Origin of the sequence: Halomonas sp. Ps84H-12 (assembly GCF_024124725.1) — a bacterium.
In the GTDB taxonomy this organism is placed as follows: Bacteria; Pseudomonadota; Gammaproteobacteria; order Pseudomonadales; family Halomonadaceae; genus Vreelandella; species Vreelandella aquamarina.
Genome location: NZ_JAMXSJ010000019.1, coordinates 1 through 10,987, shown reverse-complemented (window position 1 = coordinate 10,987; position 10,987 = coordinate 1). Strand labels below are relative to the sequence as shown.

10 protein-coding genes and 1 pseudogene are annotated in these 10,987 nt (G+C 57.2%); 4 read left to right on the top strand and 7 right to left on the bottom strand.

The features are described 5' to 3' along the window. Positions 1–57 precede the first annotated feature (57 nt). Positions 58–2,355 carry a 5-methyltetrahydropteroyltriglutamate--homocysteine S-methyltransferase gene (gene metE, locus NH344_RS10540; RefSeq protein ID WP_253027888.1) on the bottom strand — a complete coding sequence of 766 codons (2,298 nt, stop codon included), beginning with the start codon at positions 2,353–2,355 and terminating at the stop codon, positions 58–60. 99 nt (positions 2,356–2,454) lie between these two features. Here metE and NH344_RS10535 point away from each other — a divergent pair, with 99 nt between their 5' ends. Beyond that, positions 2,455–3,393: a LysR family transcriptional regulator gene (locus tag NH344_RS10535; RefSeq protein WP_058577124.1), complete on the top strand. Its 939-nt coding sequence runs from the start codon at positions 2,455–2,457 to the stop codon at positions 3,391–3,393. Here NH344_RS10535 and NH344_RS10530 read toward each other — a convergent pair. Then, positions 3,356–4,978, bottom strand: a complete 1,623-nt coding sequence (locus NH344_RS10530) for an ATP-binding protein (protein ID WP_253027887.1) — start codon at positions 4,976–4,978, stop codon at positions 3,356–3,358. The genes NH344_RS10535 and NH344_RS10530 overlap by 38 nt on opposite strands. A gap of 17 nt (positions 4,979–4,995) precedes the next feature. Next, positions 4,996–5,754 (bottom strand): winged helix-turn-helix domain-containing protein, encoded by a 759-nt coding sequence (locus NH344_RS10525; protein WP_044630480.1) that lies wholly within the window; start codon positions 5,752–5,754, stop codon positions 4,996–4,998. A gap of 229 nt (positions 5,755–5,983) precedes the next feature. Between NH344_RS10525 and NH344_RS10520 the strand changes: the two genes are divergently transcribed. Beyond that, positions 5,984–6,124 (top strand): hypothetical protein, encoded by a 141-nt coding sequence (locus NH344_RS10520; RefSeq protein ID WP_162835828.1) that lies wholly within the window; start codon positions 5,984–5,986, stop codon positions 6,122–6,124. A 127-nt stretch (positions 6,125–6,251) separates the two neighbouring features. Further along, positions 6,252–7,508, top strand: a complete 1,257-nt coding sequence (locus NH344_RS10515; protein ID WP_230835156.1) for an ISL3 family transposase — start codon at positions 6,252–6,254, stop codon at positions 7,506–7,508. 45 nt (positions 7,509–7,553) lie between these two features. On the opposite strand, the gene NH344_RS10510 is transcribed toward NH344_RS10515, so the two are convergent. The 3 genes from NH344_RS10510 to NH344_RS10500 form a co-directional block, all read right to left on the bottom strand. Then, positions 7,554–7,733, bottom strand: coding sequence for a PLDc N-terminal domain-containing protein (locus tag NH344_RS10510; protein WP_044630479.1), 180 nt, complete (start codon positions 7,731–7,733; stop codon positions 7,554–7,556). A 71-nt stretch (positions 7,734–7,804) separates the two neighbouring features. Further along, entirely contained in the window at positions 7,805–8,320 is a 516-nt protein-coding gene (locus NH344_RS10505) for a TIGR02281 family clan AA aspartic protease (RefSeq protein WP_054641533.1), read from the bottom strand. 16 nt (positions 8,321–8,336) lie between these two features. After that, positions 8,337–9,683 carry an MFS transporter gene (locus tag NH344_RS10500; RefSeq protein WP_044630477.1) on the bottom strand — a complete coding sequence of 449 codons (1,347 nt, stop codon included), beginning with the start codon at positions 9,681–9,683 and terminating at the stop codon, positions 8,337–8,339. Positions 9,684–9,816: 133 nt separating this feature from the next. On the opposite strand from NH344_RS10500, the pseudogene NH344_RS10495 reads away from it, so the two are divergent. Beyond that, a pseudogene (locus NH344_RS10495) lies at positions 9,817–10,281 on the top strand (ABC transporter substrate-binding protein); the annotation flags it as partial. Between the two features lie 320 nt (positions 10,282–10,601). Here NH344_RS10495 and NH344_RS10490 read toward each other — a convergent pair. Next, the coding region (locus NH344_RS10490) for a transposase (RefSeq protein ID WP_253027886.1) at positions 10,602–10,987 on the bottom strand (386 nt) is incomplete at its 5' end.

Here is a 10,987-nt window from a genome sequence, read left to right as displayed (position 1 = left end):
CAAAAACCCCGCTGCACTTAGTAGCGGGGTTAATAGCAGCCGAGCAACCCACCTGGCTTAAGCGTAGCGCTGACGCAGCTGCTCAGCGGCCTCCACCATATTGGCCAGGGCAGGCTCTACCTCGGCCCATCCACGGGTTTTCAATCCGCAATCCGGGTTGACCCATAGACGTTCGGCCGGGATTTTCTCCAGCGCTTTCTCCATCAGTGCCACCATCCACTCCACCTCGGGAATATTTGGCGTGTGGATATCGTAGACGCCCGGCCCAATTTCATTGGGGTAGGCAAAGTCCTGAAACGCATCCAGCAGCTGCATATCTGAGCGCGACGTCTCGATGGTGATCACATCGGCATCCAGCGCGGCAATGGCGCCAATGATGTCGTTGAACTCTGAATAGCACATATGGGTATGAATCTGAGTGCTGTCGGCCACGCCTGCCGCGCTTAGCTGGAAGCTCTCAACAGCCCAATCCAAATAGCGCTGCCACTCGCTCTGGCGCAACGGCAGCCCCTCCCGCAGCGCTGGCTCGTCAATTTGAATCACATGGATACCCGCTTTTTCCAGGTCACACACTTCGTCGCGCAGTGCCAGGGCGATCTGACGGCAGGTAGTAGCGCGGGGCTGGTCATCACGCACGAACGACCACTGCAAGATCGTCACCGGCCCGGTGAGCATGCCTTTCATCGGCTTTTGGGTTAGCGATTGGGCATACTCGCTCCAGCGTACGGTCATCGGAGCAGGGCGCGTCACGTCGCCAAAGATGATCGGTGGCTTCACACAGCGGGAGCCGTAGCTCTGCACCCAGCCAAAGCGGGTAAACGCAAAACCGCCGAGCTGCTCGCCAAAGTACTCCACCATGTCGTTCCGTTCGGCTTCGCCGTGCACCAGTACGTCCAAGCCAAGCGCTTCCTGGCGTTCCACCGCGTAGGCGATCTCTTCGCGCATCCGCGCTTCGTAGTTCGTCTGACTGAGTTCCCCCGCTTTGAACGCCCGACGAGCGGCACGAATGGCATCCGTCTGCGGGAACGAGCCAATCGTGGTGGTGGGAAACAGCGGCAGTGCCAGCAGCCTGCGCTGGGCCTGCACACGCTGTGAATAGGGCGACTGACGCTGGCTGTCTTGTGGCGTGACGGCGGCCAAACGCTCGCTCACAGCGGGTTGGTGGATACGCGTCGATTCCCGGCGCGCATCCAAGGCGCGGGTTGCCTCGCTCAAACGCTGCTCGTCTTCCGGCGTGGCGCGGTTATCAATCAGTCGCGCCAGCGTGACCACTTCATCCAGCTTCTGGCGAGCAAACGCCAGCCAAGTCACCAGCTCGGCGTCCAGCTCGGCCTCTTGACGCAGATCGACCGGCACGTGAAGCAGCGAGCAGCTAGGCGCGAGCCACAGCCGCTGTCCCAGTCGCACTTTCAGCGGCAGTAAGCGCTCACGCAGTGCCGCCAAATCGGCCCGCCAGATATTTCGGCCATCCACTAAACCTACCGAGAGCACCTGGTGCAGGCTTAACCGATCGATCACGCTCTCCACCTGCTCGGGGGCACGCACGGCATCGATGTGCAGCCCCTCTACCGGTAGCCGCGTGGTGAGCGAAAGATTGTCACCCAGCGCGCCGAAGTAGGTAGCGACCAGTAGCTTCAGCGGAGCGGACTGCAGACGATGGTAAGCACGCTCGTAGGCCTGCTGCCAGGCCAGTGGCAAATCTTGTACCAGCGCGGGCTCGTCGAGCTGTACCCACTCAATGCCCTGAGTCGCTAGACGAGAAAGCGTCTCGCTATATACATCCAATACGCTATCGAGCAATTCGAGACGGTTAAAATCACTGCCCTTGGTCTTACCCAGCCAAAGCCACGTCAGCGGCCCAGTCAGCGTCACTTTGGGCGTAAAGCCCGCTTTTAGAGCTTCATCTACCTCGTCAAACAGCCGCGTAGAGGCTAAGGTAAATGTCTGCCCTGGATGAAGCTCAGGCACTAGGTAGTGGTAATTGGTATCAAAATATTTAGTCATCTCGCAGGCGGCCGCCGGGGTACCGCTTGGCGCGCGGCCACGGGCCATGCGAAAGGCGGTGTCCAGGTCGACGTGGCCTGCGTTTACCTCGTCTTGGGCTTGAAAGCGGCTAGGCACCGCGCCCAGCATTACGGAAACGTTTAGCACTTGGTCATAAAATGCGAAATCACCCACGCTGACCATATCCAAGCCCGCGGCTTGCTGGGTTTGCCAGTGGGCAAGCCGTAGCGCTTGGCCAGCGGCTTCTAGTTCGTCACGGCTAACGTCGCCCTTCCAGTAAGCTTCAGTGACTTTTTTCAGTTCGCGCTGAGCGCCAATGCGGGGATAGCCGAGAATATGAGAAACTGTCATGATGATTCCTTCCAACGTGAATGATTTCACACAGTTTGAGTGCCGCATAAACGTGAATCAAACTAAAGATTTTAATATCAAACATGAAAAACACTCACAATGATTGAATTACGCCATCTGCGCACGCTGCTGGCCCTACGCGAAACTGGCTCGCTGGTAGAAGCCGCTGAGCGGGTGCACTTAACGCAGTCGGCCCTCTCACACCAATTGAAAGATCTAGAAAGTCGCGTGGATAGCGCGCTGTTTGTGCGCAAGACCCGTCCGGTAGAATTCACGCGGGCAGGGCTTCGGCTACTGGCGCTGGCCGATGAGATTTTGCCGGAAGTTCGCAAAGCGGAGCGGGACCTGGCCCGATTAGCGGGCACCGAGCAGGGGCGGCTCCACATGGCCATCGAGTGCCATAGCTGCTTTCAGTGGCTCATGCCCACGGTGGATTACTTCCGCGACCACTGGCCGGAAGTGGAGATCGATATTCCCAGCGGGCACCATTTCGACCCGCTGCCTGCCTTGGCCCGTGAGCAGCTGGATTTAGTCATTACCGCCGACCCTCAGCCGCTGGAAGGCGTTCACTACGTGCCGCTGTTTCGCTATGAGGGGCTGCTAGCGGTTGCCCGGCAACACAGCTTTGCGGGCCAACCCTATATTGAGCCTAGCGCGCTGGCCGAGGAGACACTGATCACCTACCCAGTGGAGCAGTCGCGCCTGGATGTCTTCACCCAATTTTTGGCCCCAGCCAACGTGCGCCCTAAAGAGATTCGCACCGCAGAGCTGACGATTATGATGATGCAGCTGGTGGCCAGTGGCCGCGGCGTATGTGCGCTGCCCAACTGGGCGCTCACGGAGTATTTAGAGCGCGACTACGTCAGCGCGGTGAAGCTAGGCGAGCACGGCATCTGGAGCACGCTCTATGCCGCTATTCGTGAGGAGTCGGCGGAAGCGCCGTGGATGCAGGACTTTTTGCGTACCGCCAAGGAGACCTCCTTTGCGGTGCTGTCAGGAATTAAACCGGCGAATCGCGACGAGGAATCAGCAGCGTAAAGCGTGCGCCGCCCAGCGCAGGGCTGCTATCTACGGTGACGCTACCACCGTGGCCTGCCATGATTTTTTGCACAATCGAGAGACCAAGGCCGTAGCCACCAGAACTGCGGGCGCGGCTATCGTCCAGGCGCGCAAAGGGTTTGAAGATATCGGCTCGGGCATCGAAGGGAATGCCTGGGCCGTCATCTTCTACATCTATACGCACTAAGCACGGCTCATCCCACAGGCGAATCACTACTTGAGATTTACCATAGCGGCAAGCATTGCCCACCAAGTTTTGTAGTGCCCGCTGCAGGTAGCGTGGTTCCGCTAACAGCTCAATGTCAGGCCCCGGCGCCAGGGTTAAGGTCTGCCCGCTGTGCAGCGGTGCTAGCGTATCAATCACCCGCTCCGCCATAGACCGACACTCCACCAACGCCATTTCCAGCTCTGCGACATTGACCGTTTCGCCACCTAGGCGCGCATAGGTCAAAATTTCGTCCACTAACTCATCCAATTCAGCAATATCTGCATCAATACCCTGGAGCTGACGCTGAATGGCAGGCTGGTCGGTCATGTCCTCGACCATCTGTACCGCAAAGCGGATACGCGCCACCGGAGTGCGTAGCTCGTGGGAGACAGCGCGAATCATCTCTTGCTGACCCCGCAGCAGGCTCTGCACTTGGTTCGCCATGCCATTAAAGGCCATCCCCAAGCGCCCCAGAAAGTCGCCGCTTTCCACTTTGACGCGGGTTTCCAACCGGCCACTGGCAATACGGGTTGCCGCCAGCTCGAGCCGCGCCATGCGCGACTCGATGCTGCGCATAATCAGATAAATGATCAGGCTTAGCACGACCATCAGCGCCACGAGCAGCGGCAAGTGCAAATTGAGCGGCAACGTATCGCCTCGGGAAATAGGCCCAGCCTGAAGCCACTGGTCGGCCCCTCCCGAGGCGTTAGGCAATTGATAAAGTAACGTAATCGATAGCTTGTCTGTCACTAGCCGGGTTATCACACCCCCGAGCGTTAGCTGAAACTGCTGTTCGGTGGTCAAGTCATCGGGAAGTGCGTTGAGCAGGCTCAACGGCCAACTGCCGGGGCGTAGCTCGGCCAGCGCCGCTAGCCGCTCTTCCTCTGGCATGGCGGCCAGCCATTCCCCCAACAACACCATGCTGCCCTGCCACTGGCGCTCGCTCCAAGCATCAAACGTGGCTTCCAGCACCCATAGCTCCCCGCTGGTGTTAGCCGTGGGCAGCCGCTGGCGCAGTTGCCAAGGCTCTTCTGCCACTAACACCGCGCCCCGCTCAATTCGCGACCGCTCGAAATAGCCTAACTGGGCGTCGTTCATGTCGCGCAGCACCAGCTGCATGCCTAGCTGCTCGGAAAAATCGCCTAACAGCGTTTCACGCTCATCTATGGGCACGCTGGCAAGCTGCTGTGTCATTAATGACATAGGCAGCGCGGCGAGCTGTTCGCGATAATCTTCCCGGCGCACCTGCTCTATAAAAGAACGCCCCCCTAGCGCAATAAAAAACACCACGCACAGCGCTAGGCCCAGCAGTAGGTAGAAGCGTAAAAACGAGCCGTGGCTAAGCACTCGCCGCATTAGGCGACCTCTCTTGTTTAACTGTCTTTAACAAACAGATAGCCTTTACTGCGTACGGTTTTAATACGGTGCGGCTGGTTAGGGTCGTCGCCAATTTTTGGGCGAATACGCGATACGCGCACATCAATAGAGCGGTCTTGGCCGTCGTATTTAATGCCTCGCAAGTCGCTGAAAATCTCTTCGCGGGTCAGCACACGGCCAGCATTACGCGCTAGCAGCCACAGCAGGTCGAATTCTGCGCTGGTCAGGTCGATACGCTCACCGGAGAGCCAGGCTTCCCGCGTGGCGTTATCAATCTCCAGGTTCTCAAACTTAAGGCGCATTTCACCATCGGGGGCTGGCGCATCCGCGCGACGCAGAAGCGCACGCATACGGGCTAGCAGCACGCGGGGCTGCACCGGTTTGGGCACATAGTCATCCGCGCCCATTTCTAGCCCGAGCACTTGATCAAGGTCATCAGTGCGGGCAGTCAGCATCATGATGGGGCCAGCAAAGTTGGGCCGCACGCGGCGGCAAATGGCCAAACCATCTTCACCGGGTAGCATCAGATCCAAAATCACTAGATCCGGCTGCAGCGTTAAAATACGATCTACGCCTTTGGCACCATCCGCTTCTAGCGTCACCTGAAAGCCGTTTGCTTCCAGATAATCGCGGGTGAGCTCGGCCAAGCGCTGATCATCTTCAATAATCAGCACATGATCCTGGTCAGGGTAGTCGGGAGTTACCGATTCCTGCGCCCCAAGTGCTTGAAATTGCTGTTCCAAATGATCTACCATCCTTTTCCTTCACTCCGCTTAGGCAGTTTGTATTATCACCCGCTCACCCTGTGCAAAAGCAGGTTGTGGATAGCTTCCAGGATACCTTAAAACCTTGCAAACGCCTGCCTCTTGATTAACGTTGCGTATGCATCCTAGCTAGAGGGCGTCTTGAGCAACTTGATTCTTCCACCACCAAGCGCTAATGTGAGGTGGCAAACTGTCGACAATCTGACAGGAGGAGATCGCCATGGGAGATGGCAAAGCCAAAAGTGTCATTAAGCGTGTCTATGTACCAACGCAAGTGCGCGACCTGCCCAACGGAGAGAAGTTAAAAATTCCCGGGCACTACAAAGCGCCGCCCAGCGAAAGCAACGATTCGCTCGATTAACGATGCGCAGATAAAGAAAAAGGCAGGCCTGTCGAGGCCTGCCTTTTTAGGCTCTTCGTCGTTGGGTGTGGAATTCGCCCCCTGAGCTGGGCCAGGATATGACCTCCACGACGACAGGAGGCATGGCATGGACGGCACCCAGATTCTGACCCTCGGCCTGGGCCTGGAAGCGCCCTGGATCCTCAAGGACCAGCACCTGGATACCTCCGTGTCACCCCATCGCCTGGACCTCTACGTCGAGGCCGAGCGAGGCAGCCTCTACCCCTGTCCTGAGTGCGGCAAGGCCTGCCCGGCTCACGACTTCGCCGACAAGACCTGGCGGCACCTCAATTTCTTCCAGCACCACTGCTACCTGCATGCCCGCGTGCCTCGCACTAAGTGCCCCGTACATGGCGTCAAGCGCATTGAGGTGCCTTGGGCGCGGCCAGGCAGCGACTTCACCCTGCTGTTCGAGCAAGCCGCCATGTCGCTGGTCAAGGAGATGCCGGTACTGGCCGTCTCCCGGCAGCTGGAGATCTCCGACAAGCGGCTGTGGCGCATCGTGCACCACTACGTCGGCCGCATGCTGGGGGAGCTGGATTTGAGCAACGTGGCCACCGTCGGCGTCGACGAAACCGCCTCTCGGCGCGGCCAGCGTTACGTGACGGTATTCCTCGACATGCAGCGCAAGCAGGAGCCGGTGATCTTCGCCGTCCCAGGCCACGGCAAAGACGCCATCAAGGCCTTTAGCGCCTTCCTGTCGGCCCATGGCGGCGATCCGGACAACGTGGTCGAGGTCGTCTGCGACATGTCACAGGCCTTCCTGAGCGGCGTGGCCGAGAATCTTCCCAAGGCCGAGGTCACGGTCGACTGGTTCCATATCGTGCAGACCTTCACCAAGCGGCTGGACGAAGTGCGCAAGAAGGAGCGCCGGGAGCAGGAACACCCCAAGTCGCTGCGCTGGGCCCTGCTGAAGAGCCTGGAAAACGAGAACCTGACGCCCAAGCAGCTGGTGGCGCTCCAGGAACTGGTGGCTGACCAGAGCGCCACGTCCGATGCCTGGGTGATCAAGGAGAAGCTGCGCTGGATCCAGAAGGCCTCGACGCCGCGGGCGGCTCGGTGGCGTATCACGAACTACCTCAAGGTCATGAAAGCGGCAGTTGCCGAGAAGCCACTGTTGAAGCCGATGGGCAAGGCTCTGGCGACGCTGGAGCGGCATGCCGACGCGGTGGTCCGGCGGTGGCTCTCGGGACTGACGAACGCACGCCTGGAAGGCATGAACGGCCTGTTCCAGGCGGCTCGGTCACGCGCACGCGGCTACCGGAACGAGGCCAACTTCATCGCCATGATCTACCTGATTGGCAGCCCAGTGGGCCGCCTGTTCGATCAGGCCAAATCCACATGAAGTGACGAAGAACCCCTTTTTAATACGCCTTCATGGTTAAGATGGCTATCCCTTGGGGCCGAACAGGAACCAAGCAATCAACCCCACCAGGGGAAACACCAGTAGCGCGATAATCCATAGCAATTTGGCAAGCCCGCTAGCCGAGCTTTTTGCCACTTTAACGATGGCCCATACCACAATGATGAGCCAAATAAGACCGAGCAAACCACCGACTTCAATACCCATAGCAACTCCTTAGCGTGTTGGCATCCATGAGTCTTCAGCTAAGCACATGACTGCAGTGCGCACAAGTCGCCCTAAGGCTCTGGCAAGCGCAGCACCATCTCCCCGCCGCGAATCTCAATCGCTAGCTGGTTTAAAAAGCTCATCCCAAGCAGCACCGTATCGCGCTCCATGCCGGGGCTGATAGAGCCCTGCACGTTGTTCATCTGAATACCGCCCAGCACTACTTCATCTAGCTGAGTCAGATTACCCTCGACACGGCCATTGGCGGTGTTAAACCAAGCACGACGCCCTGGCGCTAAGCTTAGCCTTTTAGCTAGCTCACTAGGCACCGCTACATAAGTGGCGCCTGTATCCAACAAAAACGTCACAGGCTCACCGTTGATCTGACCCGGTGCTTCAAAATGGCCCGCTCGGTTACGCTTTAGTGTTACCGGGCCATTGTCTGGGGAGGTATTCATGATGTTCACATTAGGGTGCAGCATGTCGTCAAGACCGCCCTGAATCCACCACGTTCCTACCGCCATTAACAGCACCCAAAATAGCAGCATCATCACAATGCCGCCCTGCTGTGGCCTGTGTCTTGCCATTATTCACCTCACGGCATCAAGAACTTTTCCAGGCCACTGCCGCCTCACGGCCACGGCGCTCATTGACGCCTACGCAAATTAGCATCGCTGCAATAAATAGCCCAACACATAAAAGAATAGACGCTTGAAGGCCAATCAGCGTTTGCAACACCCCTAACATGACGATGCCCAGCACCCCCGCCAGTTTGTTTGCCAAGCCCCAGAAGCCAAAAAACTCCGCTGATTTTTCCAGCGGTGAAAAGACACCCACCAGCGCGCGGCTAGCCGACTGGCTAGAGCCTAAACTCAACCCGGCTAAGCAGCCGACCACTAAAAACAAGTGCTGTGCCTGCCACTGCCACCCAAACTGCTGATTGAGCCACTCGGTTAACGCCGGCGTTGCCCAGATCGCGACAATAGCCGCAACCCAGAGAGCAAGTGTCATTTGATAAGTGTGTTTAGCGCCCAGTTTATCTTGTAAAAACCCAAATCCGATGGCTCCCGCAGCAGCGGTGACCTGCACAATAATAAACATGATATTGCGCACACTCTCATCCCAGCCAATCACCTGGGCCCCGTAGATAAAAGCAAAAGCGATAATGATGTAAACCCCTGCCATCGAAAATAGAAGTGACACTAAGAAAACGCTTAAGTCTTTGAAGTAGCGCAGCTCATGAAAAGTACCCAAAATCCGCTGCTGGGCAATTTGCCGATAAGAAACGCCATGGGGTTTAGGTACACCGCGCTCTTTCAGCCATAAAAAAGTGGGAATCGCCGCCACTAAAAAGAACCCTGCTGCAAAAGGCCCTACCCAGCGAATACGCTCAAAATTGTCCGCCGTTGCCTCTCCTAGCACAATCAGCGTAAACCCTGCGGCCAATAGGCCGCCAATATAGCCCAATGCCCAACCAAAGCCGGAAATTTTACCCAGCGCATCCGGCGGCCCTAACTCTGGCAGAAAAGCGGCAATAAACGACTCCCCCATGGAGTAGGCGTAGTTGGAAAATACGATCAACACGAGGCCTAGCACTACATAACCAGGTTCAACAAAATAGAGCATGGCCGTGGTCGCCACGGTCACCATGTAGCTGAACAGAAGAAATCTCTTCTTTTCAGCACGGTAATCCATAATGGCACCACATAATGGCGCACTGACCACGACCATTAAATAGCTGATCGCTAAAGCTAAGCTCCATAAAAAGTTCGCTAAGCGGTAGCCATCGTTCCGCTCACCGACAATCACCGTGGTAAATAGCTCACCAAATACCACGGTAATAATGAGGAGCGTGTAGGCTTGATTGGCAAAATCAAACATTGCCCAGCCGAAAATTTCGCGCCGCGTAGCGTAGGGGGACGAGGCAGGCGTAGCAGTTGCAGATGGCATATCAGCACTCGCTTAAAAAGAGTTCTAAGACTATCAGTTAGCCGCATCGCACGGCTATAGACAGCGTTAACAGAATAGAGGTGACAGAAATACAAAGTTACTCTAACTTTGCTAGGTAAAATTAGCAGATAAGGCTTTGCGTACAAAACCTAACTTCCGGATACTTCCCTGGGCACGTTCCTACACCGAAGCAAGGCTACGTGACTATCACTGCGTCTACTCCACTACCCGTACGGCTGAAAGAGAACGGCAGTTTCACTGGGTAGGGCCACTTGTAATTAACGAATGGTCTGCTTTTGGCCTCGCCGAACGGCAGCTTGAGCTGACGCAGCTTAGCGAGTTACACGAATGGAAAGTCGGTAGTTTCCGCGAGGATGCCGTGGGAGATTACGTTGCGAGCAAAGGCATTAACGTGTTGCGAGCGCCCACTGAGCGGGAAAACATGGCACGTTTATCCGCAGGCTTACTTGATGTGATTGTGACGGGGAGGGCCACAGGGGAGTATCTTGCCAAGGAGCTGGAGCTCGCCATTGAGCACTTATTCACCTTTTATTACGCACCGCTTTATCTGTGTACTGCCTGGCAAAGATGCCAATGAGGCGATGAATATTGCCAACTGCCTGCGCCAAGCCATTCTGTCACTGGCTATTCCACATGCCTACTCCAGCACTCATTCGCACCTAACCCCGCCTCATTCACGAGGGCTCTGATCGGGCAGTCTGAAGCTACGTGCCATCGGCATTGCTCGTAAGGGTCCGTATTTCCGGCGTGAGCGCCTGCTTCGTAATGCCCGAACACTGCGTTTCTTTCGCCGATTTATAACCTCCAGGAATTAATCTCGACCTTCAAAGCAGCCGTGATCGCCGAACGCCGCTCCGGTCGCTCGCTTTCTGATGCGGTGGTGGTCTCGCAGGAGCGTCAGCTCAGTGCGGTCAGCTTTGGCAGCCCCTTAAGCAAGGTCGGCCACCACTTGTCGGCAGCGGCTCCGAGATGAACCGTGATTCGCCGAGCGTGCAGCCTCAGCGTGGCGGCCACCTTCAGCACCTGCTCGCGCATCCGACTCAGACTCCAGCCTTGTCGGGTTTGCCGCTCCAGCAGGCAGCGCAGGCCATGCAGGACCTGGTAGGCGTAGAGGCTGAGCAGCAGGCTCACCTCGTTGCGGGCCATCACGTCCTGAACGGTGGAGGCGCCGCGATCCGTCGACGAGAGGTGCACGTCGAGTGCCGACTTCACCTCGCCCATATGGGCTTCGGCGCTGCCCCGCTTGCGATAGAGCGCCAGGATCTTCTCCGGCGGCCAGTCGA

What these genes read in the sequence shown, in the direction of transcription:
- metE (WP_253027888.1), bottom strand. Translation starts at nt 2,355, where the DNA reads ATGACAGTTTCTCATATTCTCGGCTATCCCCGCATTGGCGCTCAGCGC.
- NH344_RS10535 (WP_058577124.1), top strand. Translation starts at nt 2,455, where the DNA reads ATGATTGAATTACGCCATCTGCGCACGCTGCTGGCCCTACGCGAAACT.
- NH344_RS10530 (WP_253027887.1), bottom strand. Translation starts at nt 4,978, where the DNA reads ATGCGGCGAGTGCTTAGCCACGGCTCGTTTTTACGCTTCTACCTACTG.
- NH344_RS10525 (WP_044630480.1), bottom strand. Translation starts at nt 5,754, where the DNA reads ATGGTAGATCATTTGGAACAGCAATTTCAAGCACTTGGGGCGCAGGAA.
- NH344_RS10520 (WP_162835828.1), top strand. Translation starts at nt 5,984, where the DNA reads ATGGGAGATGGCAAAGCCAAAAGTGTCATTAAGCGTGTCTATGTACCA.
- NH344_RS10515 (WP_230835156.1), top strand. Translation starts at nt 6,252, where the DNA reads ATGGACGGCACCCAGATTCTGACCCTCGGCCTGGGCCTGGAAGCGCCC.
- NH344_RS10510 (WP_044630479.1), bottom strand. Translation starts at nt 7,733, where the DNA reads ATGGGTATTGAAGTCGGTGGTTTGCTCGGTCTTATTTGGCTCATCATT.
- NH344_RS10505 (WP_054641533.1), bottom strand. Translation starts at nt 8,320, where the DNA reads ATGGCAAGACACAGGCCACAGCAGGGCGGCATTGTGATGATGCTGCTA.
- NH344_RS10500 (WP_044630477.1), bottom strand. Translation starts at nt 9,683, where the DNA reads ATGCCATCTGCAACTGCTACGCCTGCCTCGTCCCCCTACGCTACGCGG.